The organism is Neorhizobium populisoli, assembly GCF_019430945.1.
In the GTDB taxonomy this organism is placed as follows: domain Bacteria; phylum Pseudomonadota; class Alphaproteobacteria; order Rhizobiales; family Rhizobiaceae; genus Neorhizobium; species Neorhizobium populisoli.
Window position 1 is genome coordinate 17,923 of the sequence record NZ_JAHYCB010000021.1, and the last position, 22,832, is coordinate 40,754.

A 22,832-nucleotide genomic window follows, 5' to 3' on the forward strand; every position below is an offset into this window, starting at 1 on the left:
CAAGCTTCAACGCGAATGTCGCGATCTTGCGTTCAAACGCCTAAGGAGTTCGAAGCTTAAATTGGGCGGAAGCTCATCTAACATTCCAAGGGTGTCCTTCTTCGCCACGGCAGCCTCAAGAAGTAAAATCTGCGTCTCGTACGACGCCTTCATCTGCTCGTATTCTTCACGACACACCCAACGGCGTCTAAACCAACCAAGCATTATCCTGTCCCAGATATCTTCCTGAGAAGATACTTATATATCGCCAATATTAACGCCACTGCTCATCCGTAGATCGGAGTGATCAAACGCTTGTTGTGGCTAATGTGCACCAGGATCGCCGAGGAAGAGCGAAAAGTGTGCAGAGCAAACGCAGCCGCATCAGACAAGCAGGCGGCGCGGGTTGAAGTGATGAAGAGGGCATGCCGCTTGATGAAATCGCGGATCTCGACGACCGGCTCCTCCACCGCGTCAAAGACATACAACCGAATGGGACGGAGACGCGATCTCCATGCCGGGACCTTCGAGCTATCACTGGAGCCCAGTTCAGTTTTTCGCATCCAAATATGATCAGCCCTTATTAATAAGACTGCTTAACTTAACTGTAAGCCGCCAGACATTATTATCGCCACAGCTCTAGATTTAGAAAAGCCTGGCATGGACTATGAAGAAAAGCGCCTGCACGCGCTAACAAGCCTCAACCTTCTAGATACGCCGCCAAGCGAGAGTTTCGACCGCATCACCAGGATGGCGGCCCAGATTTTCCAGCTCCCGATTGCCGCAGTTTCGCTCACAGATATCGACCGGCAGTGGTTCAAGTCGAAAGTGGGGGTCGACCACAACGCCATTCCGCGAACGAAAGCCCCGTGCGCGCAAGTCGCTGATAACTGCGAACTGGTCGTCATTGAAGATTTCGAACGCGACGAACGATACTGCGACAGCCTGCTGGGGGTAAGCGGGATCCGCTTCTACGCCGGCGCCCCACTTACGACGCGTGAGGGGTACAGCCTTGGCGCCCTCTGCGTGCTGGGCACAGAACCCAGGAAGATCACACAAGCAGAGAGCACTGCCCTGCAAGACCTCGCTTCCATGGTCATGTCGCAAATCGAGCTCCAACACGCATTTGGTCGTATCGATCCGGTCAGCGGCCTGCCGAACCGAATACAGTTTACTGAGGATCTGGCGGACCTTGGCAAAGATGCGCCCGACGAGGAACGGGTCATCGTCGCTCTGGATCTCGCCCAACCCCATGAGATGGAGCGCCTCTCCGCGGTTATGGGACCTGCGGCGTGCGAACAGATTATCCAGAATGCTGCACGCTCGGTGCAAACCATCCTCGGGCGGGTGACCAAGGTCTACCACGTCTCATCCGCTCAGTTCGTCTTTCTGGTCCCGTCAGAATTCGATGCCGTCAGTTATCGTTCTTCGCTCTTAAACCTGCTGGAGTCGGAAATCGTCGGTCCTGAGCTTAAATACGCCGTCACGCCAATTTGCGCGATGACGGCGTTTAGTCCCCTCTCGACCAGTCCCGGTGACTGTCTGAGGTCAGTCGCGAGCGCTGTGCAGGAGACCCGAGCGACCGAGAAATCGGTGGGGTATTTTTCCGACAGCCATGATCTGGATTTTCGCAGGAAGTTTCGCCTCCTCAACGATTTCGCCGCCGCACTGCGCGATACCAGCCAGTTACGCATCGTCTTGCAGCCGCGCGTTGATCTTGTGTCGGGTGAAATCGCGTCTGCCGAAGTGCTGCTCAGGTGGCGACATCCCGAACTCGGCGAAATATCGCCGGGTGAGTTTATCCCCGTTGTGGAAAACAGCGCGCTCGCATGGCCGATGACCTGCTGGGTTCTTCAACAGGCGTGCGCCAAGCTCGGCAAATGGCAGAGCCAGGGGATTGAAATCAAGTTGTCGGTGAATTTCGCTGCCAGCAATCTGAAGGAGGATGTACTTGGCCAAGTGCTGTCGGCGACCGCAGACGGGCAAGTGCCTTGCAGTTCACTCGAAATAGAGCTGACGGAAACGTCTCTGATGCACAACAGCGTCGAGGTTCTGGCGAAGCTTGATCAACTTGTCGAGCACGGCATAGGTCTTGCCATCGATGATTTCGGCACAGGCTACAGCAGCCTCTCCTATCTTCAGCGGCTACCTGTGAACGTCGTAAAAATCGACCGGTCGTTCATCCAGAAGCTTGGAGACGGGGCACGTGAGCAAAAGCTCGTACACTCGATGATCAAGCTGTCCCATGACATGGGCCATCGCGTTGTAGCAGAAGGCATCGAAGTTCCCGAGGCAGCAGATCTGCTTCGCGCCATGGGATGCAACGAAGGCCAAGGCTACCACTTTGCTCGTCCGCTGGAGCTTGCCGCGTTTAACGGGTTCATCGACAAACGCAGGACTGATTTGAATCTGCGAGCGATTGCTTGAACCGAACGATTCGTTGTGCGTACTCCGACAGCCCGTTATTCGATCACTTCCGGCTGTTTCCGATGAAGCTCGGCCTATCGATGGCGCTGGCCCAGACGGCGACGCTTGTTAGTCCATCGGTGATGGCCAAGGGCTAGAGACGCCAACATCACTAGATAAAGGACGGGTCTTCGTCCGTCTCGCTTTCGCCGCCTTCCGAGGCGGCCATTTCGTTTTGAACCGCCTTCCGGCTCAGCAGGCCGGCATCCTCGATGTGCTTCGATGTTAGGCAGGTCGCGCAAGGTGTCCATGCCGAAAGCGGAATGAAAGTGGGGCGTCGTCACATAGGTGTAGGGCGCGCCCGGCGTCGGGCTGCGTGGCCCGGAGCCGGTAAACCTGCGCCGCGCAAATTGCCAATGGTGTCGCGGCTGATTTCCTTGCCAAAAATCTTTGACAGCTCTCCGCGCGTCACCGGCTGGAAATATCCCACCGCCATCAGCACCATCGCCTCGAACTCGGAGAGCGCCGCCGCCCCTCCACGCGTCGGCACCGACGAGGCGCGGATCGCTTCGGCGAACCGCGGTCGGGTGCGGTGCTGCCAGCCGCCGGCAACCGGCACCAGCTCATAGGGATGATCTCGCAATTCCTCGACGAGGTGGTCGATCAGCAAATCGATACTGCAGTCTTTCCCACCACCCGCGCCAGCGTCGCGCGGCAAAGATCGCCGCCTCAACCCGCAGCATCCACTCCGCCAGCGCATCCCCGGCGGGAACTGATCGAGTTCACGATCATAAAGCTGTTCGTCCGCGACGTTTGCCTTTCGGCGCGATGATTTGGCTGCAGGAGATCCGGCCATCGTCACAACCCAAAGATCCGGAAGGATGAGCGGCCGGAGAATTCTCGCACTGCCTCGAATCTTTTTAAACGCTCGAGCAGCCGATTGGCCGCCCAACGCGACAAGTTGCTGCCGGGCTCCGAGGCGGGCAAGGCATCCTCGTTCAGCAATTTTTGGATCACCGGATCCGCACACCTGGTGCGCAACTTAACTGGGCAGTTCTCAAACTCCCTCATTGACGTTCCAAACCTCGCAAAATTTTGGATTTCCACGTCACTTTCGGCACGTCAAGGATTTCCAGCGTTACATTCTCGCAGCTTATTTCGCCTCTTCGCCATAGGGTGAGGTGATCATCGGTTTCGGGCGGACGCCCGCCCGACAGCGGTATGGTCCCACGCGGTAAGTGCATAGGGTGATCGCTAAATTCGGTTCTGGGCGCAGCGAGATATTCTGTAACATGGTCACAGCCGAAGCCTGATTTGCTCCGGCTGGCTGCAACAGTGCTGTTTGCTTATATAGCACCATAATTACTTGATGGATTTGGACCACTGCTGGAGACGCCCATATGAGAACACTGCTTCTCGCCTTGCTATTGATCGTTCCTCTGTCCCCCGCTTCCGCGGACAGCCTCTACGACAAATGCATGGACATGGCAGACGGGATTAATCCAGGCTTCGGCAAATGTGGCGGCGAATGGGTCGCGCGCGCCGATGCAAAACTGAATACGGCTTGGAAAGAGCTGATGGGTCACTTCAAAGATCGCGAGGAAGCCAAACAATATCTGTTAACCGAACAGCGGCTGTGGAATGCGTACAAGGAGAGCGGCTCCAATTTCTACAACAGCGGATTCGGCAGGGAGGGGCAGGTGATCCATTTCCCGGCTTGCCGGGCCAGGATTATCGAAAATCGGATAAATGACCTGGAAATTTATCGTTCCGATGCAGAATAGTACGTCACTCGATTCCGAGAAGCCCGCCAGTTTCATTTAAAAGTCCTTTTAGACGGTAGTCGTAGCAGTCCACGAAACAATCCCCGTCTCTCCATCGGTTCCATGATTGCCTCAGGACCTTCCGGATCGAGAATCTCGTTGTCCGCCAGCCATTGTTCCAGGCCGGAAGTCTCAGGGGTTTCGTACGGGATAAGAGTTGACCTGGTTCCCGCCCGCTCGCCGTCGCGGATTTCCCGCAATTCCTCAATGGCAGTAATAACCGACCCGGTGCGTTTGATGATGTCCGTGACATCCTGCGGGTCGGCTCCGAGGTGCTCCGCCAGTAGGTCATCCCGCAGATGAAACAGGCCGCTCGCCAAGTGCTCGTGCTCGCCCGCCTCGAAGGCAACGTCGCACTCGTTGTCGAAGCGCATTGACCGATTGTTGAAGTTCGAGGACCCTACCCGCATCGCCTTGTCATCAATAATCATCAGCTTCGAGTGGACGTAGATCGGCACGCCATTGGGGGTCACCGGATGATAAATTCGAAATCGGTTGTGTGGGTCGTGGAGACGCACTGACTCTCGCAGCCGCGCCCGTGCCGTATCCATCGCTAGCTCGCCAAGCCAATTGTCGGCTTTGACCGGGTTGATGAGCACGACCTCCGGCCCATCCTCTTCCTTGAGACGTCTGGCGAGAGCCTGCGCGACAATCCGGGACGCGAAATACTGGCTTTCAGCATAGATAATCCGCGTCGCCGACATGATCATATCGACGTAAAGCCGCTCGATCTCGGAGATGCCCTCCTGATCTCCGTAGACCGGGCTTGTGCGAGAGATCCCCAGGTTGACAGGCCCGAAGGAGATTGCGTTGGCGATCGATGGCGGATCGAGCGGGCCGTCGACCGGTCGCAACTCCTCTCCGCCTGCCGATTTCCACCTCGCGCGGCAGAGATCACCGAGTGCGCGAGCAGCGGGCCCCGAGCAGAAACTCGAAGCGTCGTGCCAAGGATTGTAGGCTGTTCCGTTCGGTCGCCTGCGGAGTGGGTCGTCATCCAGATGTCGGCGCGTATCCCATCGCCCTGCCGTAACGTCGATACCGCCACAAAAGGCGATCGCATCGTCGATAACGAGGATTTTCTGATGGTGCGAGCTCCCGACGGGATGGTTGCCGTCAAGCCGGGCGGTTATTTGGCGATGGAGTTTCCATCGCAGAAGATACGGAACGTTTGACGGTTTCGCCCAGCTCGATAAGAAGCCTGGGTTCCAGAGCAGGAGGCGGATCTCAAGGTCAGGGTTTCGCTTGGTCAGCCACAGAAGAAAATCGCCTACATGGCTGGGGCCTTCGTATTGTTCGCCCGGGCGCCCAAGGGTAATCGATGCGTCGAAATCCCAGCCCACTAGGAAAATCGACTTTTTTGCTGACGTCATAGCCGCCCGCGCAGCGGCAAAGTAAGCGTCAGCGTCTATTATGATCGAGAACTCGTCCGCCTGCTCTATCCGCCAAACATTGGTCGACGGCTGAAGCAGTTTCGGCATGAAAACGGTCCTTAGCTCAAAGCACCATAAAGCAGGCGCCAAAACCAGGTTATTGAGTATGAAACTGTATGTACGTCAAGTCTCTCACGGCGGCTTCCCTACTCAAAGAGTCGGCCGTCATCTTAGTCGTTATGCATTGGAAGAATGCGATGTTCCTTGAGAATTTCGCGTACCAGATCGGATGAAATCGGCTTTGCGATAAACTTTGCTTTTGCAGGCATATCGTCTGGCCCCGGTCGAGCCGCGCCTGAAGCGACAATCACCACGATATGCGGCCAACGGGCAGCTACAACCTCGCCAGTTCAAGCCCATCGAAAACGCCCGGCATTTGCACATCGGTGATCAGTAACTTCAGGGATGGATGCCGCCCCAGGAATGCAATGCTTCATCCGCGGTGGTGGCCTCGATCACATCGAAGCCTTCATCCGAGACGATATCGGCAGTGTTCATGCGGATAAGCGGCTCGTCGTCAACAACGAGTGCGATCGGTTCTTGCAGCTGGGAGAATTCAACTTCATTCATCGGTACAGAAGCTACGGGACGACCAAATGTTCCGCAGCCCTGCCGTCGCCTTCAAGCGTGCTGCCCAAACACCAAGCTCACAAGTGCTTTAAGTTCCGCTTGCGTCGACAGTTCGGGCGCGTGGGCGAACAGGCCTGCGGGTGCCTGATCTAAGTTTGACAGGGTCAAGAGCGATCAAGGCCGAGCGCGCCGCCTCGGCTATCGTCGAGGCGACAAAGTCTGCGCTGATATCGTCCGGCTCGATGGCTGGATAATCCTGTCCGTTTGCCGCAGGGATCAGGATGCCGACGCGCAGGCTTGGCTTAGCCCGTTTCATCCGGCGGATGGCCTGACGCGCATGCGACTTCGAACTGCCATTCAAGAAGCCGACCACCACCGTGTCGACCTGGTCAAGCGGCAACACCGCCAATTTAGCGATTTCCAGTGAAGCGTAATCAGCGGTTGGGGCAGCAGCTCCCTGGATCACCAGCACCTGACTGAGCATCGCAGCGACGACATCATCGATAGGGCCACGGCCGCCTATGCAAAGGATCGATCGGCCTTCGCCATCAGGCAGCGTGACTTCCAGCGGAAGTTCCGTGCCTCTGGGCTGCTGCTCATCAATGTGCTCCTCACCCTCCTCCTCGTCCGCGATTTCGGACAAGTTATCGATCAGGGTCCTCGCACTCGACACGAAAAGATCGATTTGCGGGTCGGTCATCACTCCACGCTGACGGTCCAACTCGCCGAGCAGCAATGCCGGCAATCCGATCCGGTCATAATAATCGACGAGATAGTTTTCCTCTAGGTATTCTTCGGCATTATCGGTCGCCTCGTTCGGATCGCCCGAGAGCAGCCGCTGGTAGAGCTTTTCCTGCGGTTCCAGCACAGGTTCATTTCCGAGCAGCACGTCGAGGAAACCGAATTGCGGCACGTAACGACCCAGAACCACCAAACATACCGTCAACGGCGTCGACAACATCAGGCCAAGCGGTCCCCACAACCAAGACCAGAATATCGCGGAAACGATGATGGCGAGCGGCGACAGGCCCGTATGTGCGCCGTAAAGCCAGGGCTCTATCACGTTGTTGCTGACCAGTTCCGTTATCAGGAAGAGCGCTGCGACCCACGCGACCAGGGACCAACCCGGTGAGATGGCAAGGGCCAGAAACAGCGGCAAAATCATACCGATCGCCGCACCGATATACGGAACGAAACGCAGCACCAGTGTCAGTAGCCCCCACAGAATGGCATTCGGGATCCCAAGAGCCCACAGCCCGACCATAATCGGCAGCGCGTACAGCGAGTTCACCACCAGCTGCATCAGCAAGTATTTGCCAACCCGTCCGCCGGCCTCCTGAAGAGCAGCGGTCGTCCTGTGAAGATCGCCCAACCCCACGAGACGGATAAAACGATCGCGCAGATCCTCGCGCTCAAGCAGCATGAATATCACCAGAACGATGACCAGGCCCGCGGTCGCAAATGGACTGATCAGAGGCAGGATCAGATTGCCAAGCGTCTGGATAGGGTCGGAACGTGTGACGATTTCGACCAGCATCGGCTCGCGCGACCGCTCAGGGACTGGCTGGTTTTTGCTATCGGCGGCGCGGTTCTGCATCTCGGCACTAACCCGTTCGACGGCCTTGGTGAGATGATCGAGCATGCCATTTCCGGCACCCGCCTGGCTGAGGGCATGAACCTTGTTAACGAGATTGCGCTGATAAGTGGGAATATTCTCCGCAAGGTTTGCGACCTGGCTCCCAACCACGAAACTAAACAGCGCAATCGCGCAGAAAGCTGAGCTAACCGCCAGAATGACCGCTGCTATCTTGGGAACAGATCGCTTGCGAAGGAATGACACGATCGGCGCGAGCGAGAACGTTAGAAGAAGCGCGAGAGCGAGTGGGACGAAGATCTCCTGCCCAACCTTCAAAAGGACAGCGACACCGATCAGGATGAGGATCGTGCGGCCCGACAATCGGCTGTGCCCTAGAGCGTCGCGCACACCATACAAATCAGGCACCGGGGACGAGGTCGGTTTTATCATCGCGGTCTCCAACCTCTGGCCGAATCTCCGCAGACTGCCTGGGAGTTGGGCGGCGTTGCGAGTCTAAGGCATCTTGAGAGGCTGGTCACGCGGTCCCGGCCTCTGCGAAGCGCACACTCCGTCATTGGTATACGGTTGCACCGGAGTATCGGACCTGCGTCCCGGGCCTCAGGCGGTGCGCAGTCGATGGCTGAGGACCGTTAGCGGCGGAACGAACGGCCTGGCGAGGAGTTCTCTGCTCACGGACCCGTGAACGCGGATCCGACACGAAAGGATGTCTCCATGAAAACCATTATTTTCGCCGCAGCGCTCGTCGGCGCATCGGCACTGTCGGCCTTTGCCCAGACAACGCCCGCCACGACGACAGACGGCAATACTCCTGCTGTTGCCACACCAGACACGAAGAATGCTACCGCTCCCGTCGAGGGCGCCAACAGCTTCACCGAAGGTCAGGCCAAGGATCGCATCGAAAAGGCTGGTTACTCCGAGGTCAAGGATCTCAAGAAGGACGACAAAGGCATCTGGATGGCGTCGGGCATGAAGGATGGTAAGGCCGTCATGATCGCCCTCGACTACCAGGGCAACGTTGTCGCCAAGTAAGCAATTCATCTCCAAGGAGGAGACACACATGAAAACTGTTACCGGACTTTTTGACGATTACACAGACGCAAGCTCTGCCGTTAGCGCGCTGGAATCCGCGGGCGTTCCGTCCAACGATATCAGCATCGTCTCCAACAACGCCGACAACCGCCACGGCGACCATTCCAATGCCGGCGAAGACGCCGGGACAGGCGCCGGTATCGGTGCGGTGGTCGGCGGCGCTGGCGGTCTCCTGACCGGCCTTGGCTTAATGGCGATCCCGGGCGTCGGCCCGGTCGTGGCGGCCGGCTGGCTTGCCGCTACAGCGGCCGGTGCTGTTGCGGGTGCCGTCGCTGGTGGTGCCGCAGGCGGTATTATTGGGGCCATGACCAGCTCCGGCGTCTCTGAAGCGGATGCTCACGTGTATGCCGAGGGCGTTCGCCGCGGCGGATCGCTGGTGACCGCCAAGGTCGACGATGCGCTCGTGCCTGAAGCCGAGGCGATCCTCAAGCGCTCGAACTGGGTCGATCCGGCCCAGCGCCGCGTTGCCTACAACGAACAGGGCTGGACCAAGTTCGATGACACGCTCGATCCCTACGGACCGGAACAGATCAAACAGGAACGCGGTCGCTACCGGCGCCCTGGCCTCTGAGCCATAAAATCACGCGCGTTCTCAAGAGCGCGCGTTTTCTTCTAACGTAACCGAGGGTCACCGGGTGCTGACCAATGTGAGGAGACCACCATGGCCAAGGAAATAAAAAACTCGACGAGCTGTTTCACGACACACTGAAAGACGTCTATTTTGCCGAAGGCAAGATTGTCGACACTCTTCCGAAGATGGAAAAGGCCGCCAAGAGCAAGGAGCTTAAGGCGGCGTTCACCAAGCATCTGGCAGAGACCAAGGTACATGGCGAACGCCTCGAGCAGGTGTTCAAGATTATCGGCGCCAAGCCGGAGAAAAAGACCTGCGATGCCATTCTCGATTACCGACGAAGCGACGAGATCATGAAGGATTACTTCCGCCACCCGGGAACCCTCGCCGCGACTGACGGCAATTTTAAGTATCGTCAGGGTCCGAAACATTGCCTTTGATGAAGGATGCGCGAGGTGGTGTGATCGTGAGGACGGCCTAGCCCGATGATCTCGAAGGAAGTATCGTTCCGACTGTTTGCTCATGATTGAGCACCTGCCTTGCTCCCTCCGTCCGCCTGCTCGTTCCGCCGATCATACTGACGCAGTCGGCATGGTGAAGGTGAACACGATCTCCTGATCGGCGGAGTTGACCATGATGGCGCCGCCATGGGCACGGGCAATCTCTGACGCGATATGCAGACCGAGTCCGAGGCCCCTGGTGGCTCTCGCGAACCTCGCCACGGAAAAACGGCTGAAAAAGACGTGCCATGGCATCGTCGGAAATAGGATCCCCGCCATTGGTGACCGAGAGCGTCAATTCCCCAGCTTCTGTCGTTGATCGTTCCTGTCCCGAAACCTTCGCATTGAGTGGCTGATTCCCCGTTTGCCCGATTTTGCTCCGAACGGGTTGGCCGGCGACGTGCAGGTCGTGTCCGATAACGCTGCGGCGGACTTTGATCTTTCCGGCATCCATGCGGCAATCAGGCTCGAGAACGGCTGGAATGGAGAGGGACTTTCGTCGCTGCCGTTCCTCAGGCACTTTTACCGGCCTGTCGTCAGTTCGAAGAGGTGGCACGATGTCGGCGAGAACCACGTGAAGGCTCTCGGCCTGCCGCGTCTGCACAGCAAGACCTTTGCCGCCGGGTGGATGCGTTGGTCGTCCGACAAAGGCATTGTTTTGCCCCCTGCCGCGCGAGAGGTCGGATTCGAGCACAACTTCTTTTTGATCGAAGCGGCTTCGGCAGGGATCGGGATCGCTGTGACGGCCTGGGCCTACGTCGAATCCGAAATCGAAACGGGAAGGCTGGTGGCACCTTGGGTGTTTTCTCCGCTACAATTCCGGTTCCACTTTATTCGGCCGAGCCGTGTCGACAATGCCGCCGCCCGTGAGTTCGGAAATTGGCTGATGGTGCAAGGACGGAGGGATCGCGCGCCTTCGGAGGTGAGTTTCCGGAGCGGTTCATAATGGCATCGAAAGCCTGCGTTACGATCCTGTCCAGCGATGCCTTACCGGCAGCTCAGATGGGAGGCAGTCAGTTGCGCGACAACAGTAAAAGGGACGATTCCCAGTTCTCGCGCCGTCACGCGGGGTCCGGTTACCAGCACCGGCACGCGCTCACGGGTATGGTCCGTACCCGGCCAAGTCGGATCGTTGCCATGGTCGGCCGTGATAATCAGCAGGTCGTCCGGGCACAGGTGCGCTGTCAGTTCCGGCAGGCGCGCGTCGAAAGCTTCGAGTGCGCGGGCATAACCGGCGACATTCCTGCGATGTCCCCAGAGGCTGTCGAATTCGATGAAATTGGCGAAGATCAGATCGCCGGGCCTGGCCTTATCGGTAAAGGCAAGCACATGGTCGAACAGCGCCATGTCGTCCTCACCTTTGGAAACATCGGAAATGCTCTTCATGGCGAAGATATCACCAATCTTGCCGACGGCGTGGACTGCGCCGCCCGACGCCACCACGCGGTCGCAGATCGTCCCGTCCGGCGGGGTGATGGCGAAATCCTTTCGGTTGGCGGTGCGGATGAAGCTACCGGGCGCCTCGCCGATAAAGGGCCTGGCAATAATGCGGCCGACATTCAGCGGATGGAAAATATCGGCGCCGATGCGGCAAGTTTCGAGCAGGAGATCGAGGCCGAAATGGACCTCATGGGCGGCGATCTGCACGACGCTGTCGGCCGACGTATAGACGATCGGCTTGCCGGTCGCGATATGTTCAAGGCCGAACCGATCGAGCACTTCGGTACCCGAAGCATGATTGTTGGCAAGGCTCCCGGGTATGCCGGCGCGGGATACCAGCTCCGCCATCAGCTCGGCGGGGAATGCCGGCTCGGTACGGGGAAAATAATGCCAGTCTCGGGTGACGGGTACGCCCGCAAGCTCCCAATGACCCGATTGGGTATCCTTGCCGGCGGAGACTTCCTGTGCCGCACCCCACCATCCGGTAGGCACGGCCGAAAGGCCGGGGGAAGCTTTACCGGAGGCGAGAGTGATCGCGGCGCCAAGCCCAAGCGCATCGAGGTTCGGAACCTTCAGCGGACCGCTCCTGCCGTCTTCCGCACGACCGGCGGCGCAGGCTTCGGCGATATGCAACAGCGTGTTGGATCCCTCGTCGCCGTAACGCGCCGCATCGGGTGCACCGCCGCAACCGACGGAATCGAGAACGCAGAGGAAAACGCGGGCCATCGCTTCGCACTCAGGAAAGCTGGAAACGGCCGAGCGAACGGCGGCGGATCAGTTCGATGACTTCGTAGAACGCCCAGCCGATCAGCGACAAGAGCATGACCATGCCGATGACGACCGCGGTATCGCTGTTTTCCTGACCCGAAGAGAGAAGATAGCCGAGGCCCTCGTTGGCACCGATCAGTTCGCCGATCACCGCCGCAGTCATCGCAAGCGTCGTCGCGACTGCCATGCCGGCAAGCACGGATGGCAGCGCAGAAGGCAGCTCGATATGCCGGAAACGCTGCCAAGGGCTGAGCCTCAGCACCGAGGCGAGATCACGAAAACTGCCTTCGCCATAGCGTAGGCCGGTCACCATTCCCTGCATCACGGGGAAGAAGGTGACGATCGCGATCAGTACGATCTTCGGGGCCGGGCCGATGCCAAGCCAGAGAAGAAGAAGCGGCGCGATCGCGATCTTCGGAGCCGTTTGTAGAAGCAGAATGAGTGGCGTGGCAAAACGCTCGATGCGGGGAGCGCGTGCGAAAACGACGCCAGCCAGGATGCCGGCGGCGGTTCCGAACACAAAGCCCGCGATGATCTCCGAGAGCGTCACCCAGATATGCCGGGTGAGCTTGGCGTTTTCGAAGAGGAAAGCGACGCGATCGAACACCTCGACCGGGCCCGGCAGCAGAAACGCCGGGACCTTGAAGATGAAAACGATCGCCGTCCACAGGACGAGGGTCGCGATCAGACCCGCTATGCCACGCAGGATCATGATTACTTACCGATCGTGGACGGATCGACGACGAAATCAGCCGCCTTCGGAGCGCTGTCGATCACCTTGTATTGCGCCAGAATGTCGGCATTCATCTGCCAGCCGGTCATATCGGCCGCGCCGAGGCCCTTTTCCTTGGTGAGCGGGCTCTGCCAGACCGACGGCACGAAGGTCTGTTCGAAAGCGGTCGTCAGGATGGCCTTCTGGTCCTTCGGCCAGGTCGGCGTGTATTTCGTCAGCGAAATGTCAAGCGCATCCGGAATGTGGCCGTCGATAACCCACTGGTAGGACTGGGTGACGGCGGTGGTGAAGCGCTTCACCAGGTCCGGGTTCTGGGCGAGCTTCTTGCTGCTGGTAACGACGACGTTGCCGAAGGAGGGCAGGAAGTCGTTCGACAGGATCATCGTGACCTTGGTGCCGTCGGCTTCGAGGTTATACTTGCGCAATTCGGAAAACACGATCGCATCGACCTGACCAGCCTGCAGCGACTGGACGATGGCACCCGTGGCGACGACTTCGACGGAGACGTCGTCAAGCTTCAGGCCCGCCTGCTGCAAGCCCACCTGGAGCTGCAGATAGTTCGGGCTGGCAAGGCTGGTAACGGCGATTTTTTTGCCCTTCAGGTCCTTGTACGTCTTGATGCCGCTGGATTCCTTGGCGAGCAGTGCGCCAATACCGCGCTGATAGGTGGTGTGGACGACCTTGACCGGCAGCCCGTTGGCGGCGGCGGCCACCACGGCGTCACCATTCGGAAAGCCGAAATCGACATTGCCGGCCGCGATGTTCGTCAGGATGTCGGCAGCCGCCGCATAGATGAACTCCACCTCGATGCCGTTCTTCTCGAAAACGCCCTTCTCAACGCCGGCATACAGCGGAGCGTAGAACGGAGCGGCGGCACCATCAATCTGCAGCACGACCTTGTCGGCGGCCTCAGCGATGGTGGCGAAAAGCGGCGAGGCGATGAGGGCAAGCAGGCTTGCTGCAGTCGTTACGCGAAACTGTATCATGTTATTAGCTCCTGAGTTCCCATTCTTTGGAGGAAAATGCCCTTCCCGCAATGCGCAGAAGGTTTCGTTGGGTTGCCTCATAGTCGTCGAGCCAGTCGTCTGTGGCGCGATTTCCATGGACACCAAGTAGGCAGCCTGTCTCGAGGCCGATTGCTCCGCCGACGGTCAAGATGATCTCGCTTTCCATCTCGACACCGATGGCGCCCTCGGCCTGGAAGCGGTCAATGAAATTGCCGGAAAAGTCCTGCCCGTCGTCGACGGGACGATAGCGGCGGTCCTGGCCGAAATAATAGCTGTCGGTGGAGGCAACCATGCCGGGGCGGCAGGTAAGTCCGAGTTCAGCAGCCGCGCCGACGAGACCAGCAACCACGCGGGGTGAGGCTATCGCCTCCCCGCCGGCGGCGCGATACGTGCGGGCCGTGCCGGTATCTCCGATGGCGCGATCGACAGCCACGAAGGAGCCGGTCGAATATTCCGCCACGAGCGCGGACATGCCGCCGATGCGCACCACTCGCTTTGCGCCGAGCATCGCGAGTTCCACCAGCGCAATTTCGGTGGAAGGGCCGCCGATGCCGGTGGAGCAGATGGTCAGCCGCACACCTTCATATGTGCCGGTAATGACGGCGAATTCGCGCTTGCGGCCGAAATCGGTCACGTCTTCCAGCATGTCGGCAAGCAGCCGCACACGATCCGGATCTCCCGGGGTCAGCACGTTTTCCGCAATATCGCCCGGGCCGCAAGGCAGATGCGGCGGCCGGCCGTTCTTCCAGGGAAAGGCGGCGCTCGTCTTGGTCATTTCTTCGCGCTCTTCCAGGACAGTAGCCGATTTTCCAGCATGGTCAGCATAACATGCAGGAGAAGTCCCAGCACGACCGTCATCAGCACGGCAGCGAAGAGCAGTGGCGTCTTGTATGTGGCCGACGCGAAGGTCATCAGATACCCGAGGCCGAACTTGCCGGACATCCATTCGGCGAGAACCGCACCCACCAGCGCCTGCACTGCGCCGATTTTCAGGCCAACGAAGACTTCCGGCATGGCCGACGGCAGCTCGATCTGGCGGAATCGCTGGAAGGTGCTGAGACCCAGGAGCTTGGCGAGATCCTTCATCTTCGGATCGAGCGAGCGGAAACCAGCGACCGCGCCAATGAAGACCGGAAAGAAGACCAGCGAGAAAATCAGGATGATCTTCGACAGGATACCGAAGCCGAACCAGACGACGAAGAGCGGCGCCAGCGCAATCTTCGGCGCCGTCTGCAGGATCACCAGCGGCCCGTCCAGCCAGACGGCAAGTTTCGGAAAGCGCGTCATGAGGTAGGCGAGCGCGATCCCCGCAACGCAGCCGAGAACGAGGCCAAGGACGATATTCTGCAGCGTGAAGCCGAGATGCACCCAGAGTTCGCCGGTCACCGCGATGCCGACCAGCGCGTTCCAGGTGCGCAGCGGCGACGGCAGGAGATAGGTGGGCATTTCCATCGGCCCGGTCGCAAACCACCAGGCGGCCAGAAGCACGATGAGTGCCAGCGCATAGTCGACCCAGGCAGCGAGGCGCTTGGCCATCAATGCGCCTCCCCACCCGAAGTACGAAGATCGCGGCGAAGCTGGGCGACCAGCGCGTGATAGGCCGGATCGAGCTTGGTTTCCTCGCCGCGCGGACGGGCGAGATCAACGTTATGGATGCATTTCAATTTGCCGGGCCGTGCGGTCATCACCATCACACGGTCTGCGAGGTAGGCTGCCTCATCGACGCTGTGGGTCACGAGCAGGATCGTCTTGCCGGTCGACTGCCAGATGCGCAGCAGTTCGTCGTTCAATGTATCGCGGGTCATGAGATCCACCGCCGAGAAGGGTTCATCCATCAAAAGGATCGGCGGATCGTCGGACAACGAGCGGGCGATCGCGGCGCGCTGGCGCATGCCACCCGACAATTGCCGCGGCAAGGCCTTCTCGAAGCCGTCCAGCCCGACCATTTTGATGAGGTCGAGCGCGATCTTGTCGCTCTGGGCGCGGCTCACACCGGCTGTATCGAGCGGGAATCGGACATTCTCGATGATCGTCTTCCACGGCAGCAGCACCGGCTCTTGGAAAACGAACCCGACGGGGCGCTTGCGCCCAGCCGTATCGAGGGTGATCGTACCGCCGCTCGCCTGGTCGAGCCCGGAAATCAGGCGCAGCAGGGTGGACTTGCCGCAGCCGGAAGGGCCGACGATCGAGATGAATTCGCCAGCCTTGATGGTGATGCTGACCGGCTCCAGCGCTGTCACTGTGCCGTGGTCTGCCACAAATGTCTTGTGAACACCCGCGATATCGATCATCCGCTCCGATTGCGCCACCCAAAACTCCCATGCCTAGCAGCGGGGGCGCCAATAGCTTTTCGGAGGACCGAATATCCTCTTGCGTCATTGGCCCGCCCGGGAAAGAAGCCAAGCTTTCACAAAACTTTCACCGACGCAACCAAAATCTCAAAGATGAGATTTGTATCAAAATCGCAGCAATCAACCTGCAATATGAGAAAGGCCCTCAGGCCGCCGCCTGACGGTGAAGAATGTTCTTCTCAATGAAGTCGGCGGCCTGATCACCCTTGAGGCTGCGCCGCCAGAGCTGATCGGTCATGCTGCCATAAAGCTGCACGGCCTCAGCCGCGCCGGTGATCGTCGCGACCCCCACACGGATATTGGCGAAGGAGCCGAGCCGGAACGGGCTGACGGCAACCTGCGCCTTGTCGGCCCGCTTGAATACCTGAAAGCTCGCGCCCGGCATGGAATCGATCACCACACCGATCTGAACACCGATCGGCTGCTCGCGCAGCACACGAACGATATTGTGGATTTCGTCGTGGGCTGCCGCCTGCCGTTCGGCCAGGTTGATGCCGGGCAGATTATGGGCGCCGATGAAGCCGACGCGGCCGAAATCTTCCAGCTCCGCGGCCGAGACGAGGCTGACGATATTGGGGCTTCGGCGGCGGAAAGTCTCCTTGCGCGTCTTGAGGATATCCATCAGCGCGCCAATTTCGCGGATTGCCGCCTTCCGGTCGCCGACATCCTGCGGAATGCTTTCATCCAGCACTTTCGGCAGCAGCTCGTCATAGCGATCGGTTGTGAGGAGGTAGGAGATCGGTCCAAACATCACCGTGATCTGATCGACATCCTCTTCCATCTGACGCATGCGCTCGAAGAAACTGATGGCCGAAGCGATGTATTCCACTCCGACACCCAGCAGCGTCGGCAGTGAAACGCAAAGCAGGTCGGCGATCTTGCCGAGGGTATCGACCTTCGGCGGCTTGCCGGATTCATAGCGGTAGATTGCAGCTCGCGACACACCGGCCTTGGCCGCAAGCTCTTCCGGGGTCAGACCGGCCCCCATACGGAAAGCGCGAAGGCGACGACCGACGTCCTCTGTGGAACTCACGAAGTCCAAGGCGATTCCTTCCGTCATGTCATTGTTAAATCTTGGACGCTCTATACAAAAAATGGACAATTCGCAATGAAGATAATTTTAATGCGAAAAATCTCATTTTTGAGAATAGTCTTGACAGCTTCCGCATTTCCAAATTAGGCTCTGTTTTTGAACGCATGGAGCACCCTATGACGTCCGACCGCCTTTCCGCCCGACGCTGACCATAAGCGACCGGCTGCGCGCGACGAGCGGGATCTGAACTCAGCTCCCCGTCGCCCCTCCCCACAGACATGCCCTCGACCGGCGGCCAGATTCGCCGAGGGGCCTAATTTTCTCAGTTCGGAAGCCCTCATGCCAGCCAGTCTCTGCGTCGTCCCTGATTCCATTTTTGCCGGCACCTCGCGGCAGCCTTCGATCCACGAGGTCGAAGCCCGGGTGAAAACCCATGAATGGGTGAACGGCCAATACCGCCTGCTCGTGCTTGCAGCACCGGCTTCTGTACTCGATTGCGAGCCGGGCCAGTTCTTCCATCTTCTTTGCCCACAGACGGATCGCTTCCAGCCCTATTTGCGCCGGCCGATGAGCATCTATTCCTATGATCAGATGAAAGGGGAGCTTGCCTTTCTCTACAAGGTCACGGGCACCGGCACCGGCGCGATGGCCGAACTGAAACCCGGCGAGAGCCTGAATATTGTCGGCCCGCTCGGGCAGGGCTTCGAAATCCGGCCTGAATGGCGCCGACCGCTGCTCGTCGCCCGTGGCGTCGGACTTGCGACGCTCGCCCCACTCGCCCGCGAATGCGCGCAACTCGGCCGGCCGCTGACGGCGATTTGCAGTGCCCGTTCGCCGGATCTCCTGATGTCGACCGACCTCTTCCGCTCCTGCGGCGCCGAGGTCATTACCGTCACCGATACAGACGGCACTTCCAGCGTCGAAAACCTGACCGCACTGATCGAAGGACTGATCCACAGCCGCGGCATCGATGCCTTCTTCACCTGCGGCTCGGCACGGCTCCTGCGCATGCTGCAAGAGATCGCCGCCCGCCATGGCATCGGGGGACAAGCCGCGCTCGAACAGCATATGGCCTGCGGCATCGGTATGTGCCAGGCCTGCGTGCGGCCCTTCCGGCGCGAGGACGGCGCGGCGACCCTGCGCGTCTGCCGCGAAGGCCCGGTCTTCGATCTGCAGGAGGTGCTGTGATGGTGGACCTCACCACGAAGATCGGCACGCTTACGCTGAAGAACCCGATCATGCCGGCCTCCGGCACGTTTTCCGAGGAACTGGCGGAAGTCTTCGACCTCGACTGCCTCGGCGCGCATGTGGCGAAAACGATCACCCGGGCAAAGCGCGCCGGCAACCCCGTGCCGCGCGTCTGCGAGGTCAACGGCGCAATGCTGAACTCGATCGGCATCCCGAGCAAGGGCGCTGAATGGTTCCTAAAGAACATCGTGCCCTTCTATGCGGATTACGAAGCGCCGCTGGTGATCAGCATTTCCGCCAATACAGCGGATGAATTCGCCCATTTTGCCGAAGAAGTCGGCGTGCCGGGCGTGGCGGCGATCGAGGTAAATATTTCCTGCCCCAATATCGAGGACGACGGCAAGGCGTTCGCCATGCGGCCCGGCCCTACCCGCGACGTCATCCGCAAGATGCGCTCCGCCACCGATCTGCCGCTCTGGGCAAAGCTTTCGCCCAATACCGGCGAAGTGGTGGAGGTAGCGCAGGCGGCAGAAGCCGCAGGCGCCGATGCGCTTGTCACCGCCAACACCATGCTCGCCATGGCGATCGACAGTCGTACCGGCCGCGTCCGGCTCGGCAATGTCATGGGCGGGCTCTCCGGACCGGCGCTGAAGCCGATCGCCTTGCGCATGACATACCAGTGTGCCCGCGCCGTCGCCATTCCGGTGATCGGCTGCGGCGGTATCTCGACCGTCGATGACGTGCTCGAATATCTGATCGCCGGTGCCCGCGCCGTGCAGATCGGCACCGCCACATTTATCAGCCCCACCACCATGCCACGCCTTGTCCGTGAGCTCGAACAGGAACTCGAAAGACGCGTGCTTCCTTCCGTCGACGCCCTGATCGGCACGGTCGACAACGCCGACGAAGCCATTACTCTTGCGGAGTACGCATGATGAACGCCGCCGTTCTCGAAAAACCCGCCTGCTTCGATATCGCCGATACGGCAACCCGGCTATTCGCCGAAATCGCTACGCGCACCGCTGATATCGAAGGCGTAAGCCGTCCGGCGTTTTCTGAAATCGAGACGGAAACGCTCAATTTCCTGATCGAGTTCGCCCGTTCCGAAGGCCTTTCCACGGAATGGGACGCCGGCTGCAATGTGGTCTTCTCTCTGCCCGAACATACAAGGGCCGAACGTTACATCCTCGTCGGTTCGCATGTCGACAGCGTTCCGCGCGGCGGCAATTTCGACGGACTGGCCGGCGTACTGGCCGGCCTGCTCTGCCTCGTCCGCGCCCGGCGCGAAGGCAACCGTTTCCCCGAACCGGTAAAAGTCATCGCCATGCGAGGCGAGGAAAGCGCCTGGTTCGGTCCTTGCTACATCGCGTCCAAAGCTTTGCTCGGCGCGCTCTCCGAAACCGAACTTTCTGCGCGCCACAAGAAGGACGGCCGCAAGCTCGACGAACATATGGAGGCAGTCGGCATAGACATGATGCCCGTCCGCGCCGGTAAACCGCTTCTCGACCGGACAACGGTGAAGGCCTATGTAGAAGTGCATATCGAACAGGGTCCGGTGCTGATCGAGCGCAATCTGCCGGCGGCGATCGTTTCCGGCATCCGCGGCAATTTCCGGTACAAGAAGATTTCCTGCTTTGGTGAAGCAGGCCATTCCGGCGCCGTCCCCCTCGCCTATCGGCACGATCCGGTACTCGCGATGGCGGAACTCCTGAACGTGCTGGACGCCGCCTGGCATGACTTCGTCGCCAAGGGCCGCGACCTCGTCGTCACCAGCGGCATGGTCTCGACCGATCAACAGAAGCACGCTCTCTCCCGCATCGCGGACAGCGTCGAATTCAGCCTCGACATTCGCAGCCAGGACCGGGACATGCTGGAGACGATGCATGCACTGGTGCTCAAGCACGTGGCCCGTATCGAGAAGGAACGGGCCGTGCGTTTCGACCTCGGGCAGGCTTTGTGGACCAGCCCCGCACTTTGCGACACGGGGCTGACCGAGCAGCTTGCCCACGCATCTCGCGCGATCAGCGTCAAGACGGCGCTGATCCCGTCCGGCGGCGGGCACGATGCGGCGGTCTTTTCCGAAGCGGGAATTGCTTCCGGCATGATCTTCATCCGCAACCGCAACGGTTCGCACAATCCGCAGGAGGCCATGGAGATCGAGGATTTCGTTATTGCGGCCTCAATCTTGCATCAGTTCCTAAGCAATTCCAATCAACGACCAAACGCTATTGGGTCAGCCGGCAATAGAACAAAGGAAACCAGTCCCATGTTCACCAACATCACAGACATCATCCGTCAGAAAGGTAATGCCGTAAGAGCCTATCAGGCGGCTGCCATGGCTGCGCGCGAAGCTGCTCTCGCCTATCCGCTGCGGGCGGTCGGGTACTTCATGCTGGCTCATTCCGCCCAGGCTTTTGCGGACCGCTACTATGGCGAAGCGACCCAAGCCGCGTTATTCGATGAAGAACTCGCGCGGCTTCAAGAGACCGCGATCCGGTTAGAAGAAGCATTCAATCACGAGGATAAATCCGAATGGCTCAAGGTGACCTCGGCGTTAGCAAGTCACCTGTGCCGCGAATCATCGTAGGCCAGATACTTGCTCTTGAAGGGATATGAACCGCCCCCCAAGGAAACTTGAGGTATCTTGTCGAAAATTACCTACTGAATCGCAGCGAAAATGATCCGTCCTACAGTTTTGCATCAGGGTTGTATTCAGGCTGCAGTCTTCAGCTGGCTGCTTTCAATGAGCTCGATCGTATACTCTGCGGTCGCTCGACCATGCCGGAGATCGGACGCTGACAACTCCTCAAGGACCTTTCCGGACTGCATGACTGCGATACGGCCGCACATATGCGCCACAACCGCCAGATCGTGGCTCACGAGAATGTAGGTAAGGCCCAGTTGTTCTCGCAGATCGGCCAGCAGATTGAGGATTTCCGCCTGCACCGACACGTCCAGCGCCGACGTGGGTTCATCGAGCAGGACGACATCCGGCTTGAGAATGAGCGCGCGCGCAATCGCGACGCGCTGCCTCTGCCCGCCGGAAAGCTGATGAGGATAACGCTCGGCAAAGGCCGGGTTGAGGCCCACGGCGCGCAGCGCGTCGGCGATCCGTGAGGTCGACCGCTCCATGCCCTGTGCCCTCAACGGCTCGGACAGCGCCATGCCGATCGTGTGCCTTGGATGAAGCGTGCCATAGGGATCCTGAAACACCATCTGCACGACGCGGCATTCGCTTCCGCGTCTTATGCGCGGCACCGGCTGGCCTGCAATTTCAATTGCCCCGGTCCAGCCTTTTTCCATTCCGCCGATACAGCGAAGCAGGCTCGACTTGCCGCATCCACTTTCCCCGACGATACCGTATGTCTCACCTTTTCCGACCGAAAAGGCGAGATCAGACAGTGGCCGAACCAGGTGCCGGCCGGTTCCGAAGGTGAGTTCCAGATCTCTGATCTCGATCATCGCGCCGTCTCCATGTCTTTGGCCCAGGCCGGATCGCGCATCATGACCGGCAGTCGCGGCAGGTCGAGGTCAAGGCGCGGCAGGCTAGCCAGAAGGCCTTGCGTGTAGGGATGCCGTGCCTGTCGCAATTCGGCAGCCTTCAGGCTTTCCACGACCTGCCCGGAATACATGATCAGCAGCCGGTCGCAGAAATCCTGTGCGAGATTGAGATCATGCGTGATGAAGATCAATCCTATCCCTTGGGCGGATACCAGCTTGTCGAGCAGAATGAGAAGCTTGCGCCGCACGGTGACATCCAGCGCCGAAGTCGGCTCGTCTGCAATGATCACCTTCGGATTGGCGGCCAGCGTCGAGGCGATCATGATGCGCTGCCCCATGCCGCCGGAAACCTGATGCGGATAAAGATCGTAGACGCGCTCCACGCCCCGGATCTCGACGGACTCAAGCAGCTCCAGCACCTTGCGGCGCTTCTCTCGACCGCGAAGCTTGAGATGAAGCGCCACCGCCTCACCCACCTGATCGCCGATGCGCATGGTCGGATCGAGTGCATATTTCGGGTCCTGCATGATCATCGAGATACGGCTGCCGCGGATTGCCAGCATGTTGCGCTCCGACGCGTTGACGAGATCCATGTCGTCGAACTGCATTCGATCGGCCGAGATCTGGGCAATGGGTGGCAGAAGCTTGAGGATCGCCCGACCAAGCGTGGACTTTCCGGAACCGGATTCCCCGACAATACCGAGCTTTTCCCTGCCGAGATCGAAACTGACATTGCGCAACGCCCGGGTCGCCTCGGGCGAAGTACCGAAGCGGACACTCAAATTCCGGATCCTCAGGAGACTGTCCTGCCCTGCCGCAGAAAGGGTCTGTGATCGAGATGTCATG

General features: G+C 59.4%; 23 protein-coding genes and 2 pseudogenes. 9 read left to right on the forward strand and 16 right to left on the reverse strand.

Features of this window, described 5'->3' with window-relative positions:
* Positions 1-266: 266 nt before the first annotated feature.
* Positions 267-542 carry a hypothetical protein gene (locus tag KX729_RS31145; protein WP_219746338.1) on the reverse strand — a complete coding sequence of 92 codons (276 nt, stop codon included), beginning with the start codon at positions 540-542 and terminating at the stop codon, positions 267-269.
* Between the two features lie 97 nt (positions 543-639).
* On the opposite strand from KX729_RS31145, the gene KX729_RS31150 reads away from it, so the two are divergent.
* Positions 640-2,406, forward strand: a complete 1,767-nt coding sequence (locus tag KX729_RS31150; protein WP_219746339.1) for a sensor domain-containing phosphodiesterase — start codon at positions 640-642, stop codon at positions 2,404-2,406.
* 151 nt (positions 2,407-2,557) lie between these two features.
* On the opposite strand, the pseudogene scpB reads toward KX729_RS31150, so the two are convergent.
* Positions 2,558-3,241: pseudogene (gene scpB / locus KX729_RS31155) on the reverse strand (SMC-Scp complex subunit ScpB).
* 2 nt (positions 3,242-3,243) lie between these two features.
* Positions 3,244-3,429, reverse strand: a pseudogene (locus KX729_RS31160) (DUF1403 family protein); the annotation flags it as partial.
* Positions 3,430-3,785: 356 nt separating this feature from the next.
* On the opposite strand from KX729_RS31160, the gene KX729_RS31165 reads away from it, so the two are divergent.
* Positions 3,786-4,169 (forward strand): lysozyme inhibitor LprI family protein, encoded by a 384-nt coding sequence (locus tag KX729_RS31165; RefSeq protein ID WP_219746340.1) that lies wholly within the window; start codon positions 3,786-3,788, stop codon positions 4,167-4,169.
* Positions 4,170-4,201: 32 nt separating this feature from the next.
* Here KX729_RS31165 and KX729_RS31170 read toward each other — a convergent pair whose 3' ends face one another.
* The 3 genes from KX729_RS31170 to KX729_RS31180 all read right to left on the reverse strand — a co-directional run bounded on the left by KX729_RS31170 (position 4,202) and on the right by KX729_RS31180 (position 8,234).
* Positions 4,202-5,686, reverse strand: coding sequence for a phospholipase D-like domain-containing protein (locus tag KX729_RS31170; RefSeq protein WP_219746341.1), 1,485 nt, complete (start codon positions 5,684-5,686; stop codon positions 4,202-4,204).
* A gap of 351 nt (positions 5,687-6,037) precedes the next feature.
* Positions 6,038-6,208: a response regulator gene (locus tag KX729_RS34005; protein ID WP_246618005.1), complete on the reverse strand. Its 171-nt coding sequence runs from the start codon at positions 6,206-6,208 to the stop codon at positions 6,038-6,040.
* A gap of 88 nt (positions 6,209-6,296) precedes the next feature.
* A complete protein-coding gene (locus KX729_RS31180) occupies positions 6,297-8,234 on the reverse strand; it encodes an AI-2E family transporter (RefSeq protein WP_219746342.1) in 1,938 nt (645 codons plus the stop codon).
* Between the two features lie 282 nt (positions 8,235-8,516).
* Here KX729_RS31180 and KX729_RS31185 point away from each other — a divergent pair, with 282 nt between their 5' ends.
* The 3 genes from KX729_RS31185 (at position 8,517) to KX729_RS34720 (ending at position 9,905) form a co-directional block, all read left to right on the forward strand.
* Complete coding sequence (locus KX729_RS31185) at positions 8,517-8,834, forward strand: PepSY domain-containing protein (protein ID WP_219746343.1); 318 nt, start codon at positions 8,517-8,519, stop codon at positions 8,832-8,834.
* Positions 8,835-8,862: 28 nt separating this feature from the next.
* Positions 8,863-9,465, forward strand: coding sequence for a general stress protein (locus KX729_RS31190; RefSeq protein WP_219746344.1), 603 nt, complete (start codon positions 8,863-8,865; stop codon positions 9,463-9,465).
* 164 nt (positions 9,466-9,629) lie between these two features.
* Positions 9,630-9,905, forward strand: coding sequence for a DUF892 family protein (locus tag KX729_RS34720; protein ID WP_376776109.1), 276 nt, complete (start codon positions 9,630-9,632; stop codon positions 9,903-9,905).
* 132 nt (positions 9,906-10,037) lie between these two features.
* Here the strand turns inward: KX729_RS34720 and KX729_RS34010 are convergent, their stop codons facing one another.
* Positions 10,038-10,244, reverse strand: coding sequence for an ATP-binding protein (locus KX729_RS34010; RefSeq protein ID WP_376776105.1), 207 nt, complete (start codon positions 10,242-10,244; stop codon positions 10,038-10,040).
* A 76-nt stretch (positions 10,245-10,320) separates the two neighbouring features.
* On the opposite strand from KX729_RS34010, the gene KX729_RS31200 reads away from it, so the two are divergent.
* Positions 10,321-10,911: a LysR substrate-binding domain-containing protein gene (locus tag KX729_RS31200; protein WP_312993106.1), complete on the forward strand. Its 591-nt coding sequence runs from the start codon at positions 10,321-10,323 to the stop codon at positions 10,909-10,911.
* Between the two features lie 41 nt (positions 10,912-10,952).
* On the opposite strand, the gene KX729_RS31205 is transcribed toward KX729_RS31200, so the two are convergent.
* The 7 genes from KX729_RS31205 to KX729_RS31235 all read right to left on the reverse strand — a co-directional run bounded on the left by KX729_RS31205 (position 10,953) and on the right by KX729_RS31235 (position 17,297).
* Positions 10,953-12,131 (reverse strand): phosphopentomutase, encoded by a 1,179-nt coding sequence (locus KX729_RS31205; protein ID WP_219746346.1) that lies wholly within the window; start codon positions 12,129-12,131, stop codon positions 10,953-10,955.
* A 10-nt stretch (positions 12,132-12,141) separates the two neighbouring features.
* Positions 12,142-12,885, reverse strand: coding sequence for an ABC transporter permease (locus tag KX729_RS31210; RefSeq protein ID WP_219746347.1), 744 nt, complete (start codon positions 12,883-12,885; stop codon positions 12,142-12,144).
* A gap of 2 nt (positions 12,886-12,887) precedes the next feature.
* Positions 12,888-13,892, reverse strand: a complete 1,005-nt coding sequence (locus KX729_RS31215; RefSeq protein WP_219746348.1) for an ABC transporter substrate-binding protein — start codon at positions 13,890-13,892, stop codon at positions 12,888-12,890.
* Positions 13,893-13,896: 4 nt separating this feature from the next.
* The gene (locus tag KX729_RS31220) at positions 13,897-14,688 is read right to left on the reverse strand and encodes a nucleoside phosphorylase (RefSeq protein ID WP_219746349.1); all 792 of its coding nucleotides are present in this window, start codon (positions 14,686-14,688) and stop codon (positions 13,897-13,899) included.
* Positions 14,685-15,449, reverse strand: a complete 765-nt coding sequence (locus KX729_RS31225; RefSeq protein ID WP_219746350.1) for an ABC transporter permease — start codon at positions 15,447-15,449, stop codon at positions 14,685-14,687. The genes KX729_RS31220 and KX729_RS31225 overlap by 4 nt, the downstream gene beginning before the upstream one ends.
* Positions 15,449-16,222 carry an ABC transporter ATP-binding protein gene (locus KX729_RS31230; protein WP_219746351.1) on the reverse strand — a complete coding sequence of 258 codons (774 nt, stop codon included), beginning with the start codon at positions 16,220-16,222 and terminating at the stop codon, positions 15,449-15,451. The genes KX729_RS31225 and KX729_RS31230 overlap by 1 nt, the downstream gene beginning before the upstream one ends.
* A gap of 187 nt (positions 16,223-16,409) precedes the next feature.
* Positions 16,410-17,297 carry a helix-turn-helix domain-containing protein gene (locus tag KX729_RS31235; protein ID WP_312993065.1) on the reverse strand — a complete coding sequence of 296 codons (888 nt, stop codon included), beginning with the start codon at positions 17,295-17,297 and terminating at the stop codon, positions 16,410-16,412.
* Between the two features lie 339 nt (positions 17,298-17,636).
* Between KX729_RS31235 and KX729_RS31240 the strand changes: the two genes are divergently transcribed.
* From KX729_RS31240 to KX729_RS31250, 3 genes are read left to right on the forward strand one after another with little or no spacing between them, the layout of a single operon-like run.
* Positions 17,637-18,485 carry a dihydroorotate dehydrogenase electron transfer subunit gene (locus tag KX729_RS31240; RefSeq protein WP_219746353.1) on the forward strand — a complete coding sequence of 283 codons (849 nt, stop codon included), beginning with the start codon at positions 17,637-17,639 and terminating at the stop codon, positions 18,483-18,485.
* A complete protein-coding gene (locus KX729_RS31245; protein ID WP_219746354.1) occupies positions 18,485-19,420 on the forward strand; it encodes a dihydroorotate dehydrogenase in 936 nt (311 codons plus the stop codon). The genes KX729_RS31240 and KX729_RS31245 overlap by 1 nt, the downstream gene beginning before the upstream one ends.
* Entirely contained in the window at positions 19,420-21,072 is a 1,653-nt protein-coding gene (locus KX729_RS31250) for a hydantoinase/carbamoylase family amidase (protein ID WP_246618007.1), read from the forward strand. Before KX729_RS31245 ends, KX729_RS31250 begins: the two co-directional genes overlap by 1 nt.
* Positions 21,073-21,197: 125 nt before the next feature.
* Here the strand turns inward: KX729_RS31250 and KX729_RS31255 are convergent, their stop codons facing one another.
* Together KX729_RS31255 and KX729_RS31260 are read right to left on the reverse strand one after the other, a co-directional pair.
* On the reverse strand, positions 21,198-21,947 hold the full coding sequence (locus KX729_RS31255) for an ABC transporter ATP-binding protein (RefSeq protein ID WP_219746356.1): 750 nt from the start codon (positions 21,945-21,947) through the stop codon (positions 21,198-21,200).
* A complete protein-coding gene (locus KX729_RS31260; RefSeq protein ID WP_219746357.1) occupies positions 21,944-22,831 on the reverse strand; it encodes an ABC transporter ATP-binding protein in 888 nt (295 codons plus the stop codon). Before KX729_RS31260 ends, KX729_RS31255 begins: the two co-directional genes overlap by 4 nt.
* Position 22,832: the final 1 nt, after the last annotated feature.

What these genes read in the sequence shown, in the direction of transcription:
- KX729_RS31145 (WP_219746338.1), bottom strand. Translation starts at nt 542, where the DNA reads ATGCGAAAAACTGAACTGGGCTCCAGTGATAGCTCGAAGGTCCCGGCA.
- KX729_RS31150 (WP_219746339.1), top strand. Translation starts at nt 640, where the DNA reads ATGGACTATGAAGAAAAGCGCCTGCACGCGCTAACAAGCCTCAACCTT.
- KX729_RS31165 (WP_219746340.1), top strand. Translation starts at nt 3,786, where the DNA reads ATGAGAACACTGCTTCTCGCCTTGCTATTGATCGTTCCTCTGTCCCCC.
- KX729_RS31170 (WP_219746341.1), bottom strand. Translation starts at nt 5,686, where the DNA reads ATGCCGAAACTGCTTCAGCCGTCGACCAATGTTTGGCGGATAGAGCAG.
- KX729_RS34005 (WP_246618005.1), bottom strand. Translation starts at nt 6,208, where the DNA reads ATGAATGAAGTTGAATTCTCCCAGCTGCAAGAACCGATCGCACTCGTT.
- KX729_RS31180 (WP_219746342.1), bottom strand. Translation starts at nt 8,234, where the DNA reads ATGATAAAACCGACCTCGTCCCCGGTGCCTGATTTGTATGGTGTGCGC.
- KX729_RS31185 (WP_219746343.1), top strand. Translation starts at nt 8,517, where the DNA reads ATGAAAACCATTATTTTCGCCGCAGCGCTCGTCGGCGCATCGGCACTG.
- KX729_RS31190 (WP_219746344.1), top strand. Translation starts at nt 8,863, where the DNA reads ATGAAAACTGTTACCGGACTTTTTGACGATTACACAGACGCAAGCTCT.
- KX729_RS34010 (WP_376776105.1), bottom strand. Translation starts at nt 10,244, where the DNA reads ATGGCGGGGATCCTATTTCCGACGATGCCATGGCACGTCTTTTTCAGC.
- KX729_RS31205 (WP_219746346.1), bottom strand. Translation starts at nt 12,131, where the DNA reads ATGGCCCGCGTTTTCCTCTGCGTTCTCGATTCCGTCGGTTGCGGCGGT.
- KX729_RS31210 (WP_219746347.1), bottom strand. Translation starts at nt 12,885, where the DNA reads ATGATCCTGCGTGGCATAGCGGGTCTGATCGCGACCCTCGTCCTGTGG.
- KX729_RS31215 (WP_219746348.1), bottom strand. Translation starts at nt 13,892, where the DNA reads ATGATACAGTTTCGCGTAACGACTGCAGCAAGCCTGCTTGCCCTCATC.
- KX729_RS31220 (WP_219746349.1), bottom strand. Translation starts at nt 14,688, where the DNA reads ATGACCAAGACGAGCGCCGCCTTTCCCTGGAAGAACGGCCGGCCGCCG.
- KX729_RS31225 (WP_219746350.1), bottom strand. Translation starts at nt 15,449, where the DNA reads ATGGCCAAGCGCCTCGCTGCCTGGGTCGACTATGCGCTGGCACTCATC.
- KX729_RS31240 (WP_219746353.1), top strand. Translation starts at nt 17,637, where the DNA reads ATGCCAGCCAGTCTCTGCGTCGTCCCTGATTCCATTTTTGCCGGCACC.
- KX729_RS31245 (WP_219746354.1), top strand. Translation starts at nt 18,485, where the DNA reads ATGGTGGACCTCACCACGAAGATCGGCACGCTTACGCTGAAGAACCCG.
- KX729_RS31250 (WP_246618007.1), top strand. Translation starts at nt 19,420, where the DNA reads ATGAACGCCGCCGTTCTCGAAAAACCCGCCTGCTTCGATATCGCCGAT.
- KX729_RS31255 (WP_219746356.1), bottom strand. Translation starts at nt 21,947, where the DNA reads ATGATCGAGATCAGAGATCTGGAACTCACCTTCGGAACCGGCCGGCAC.
- KX729_RS31260 (WP_219746357.1), bottom strand. Translation starts at nt 22,831, where the DNA reads ATGACATCTCGATCACAGACCCTTTCTGCGGCAGGGCAGGACAGTCTC.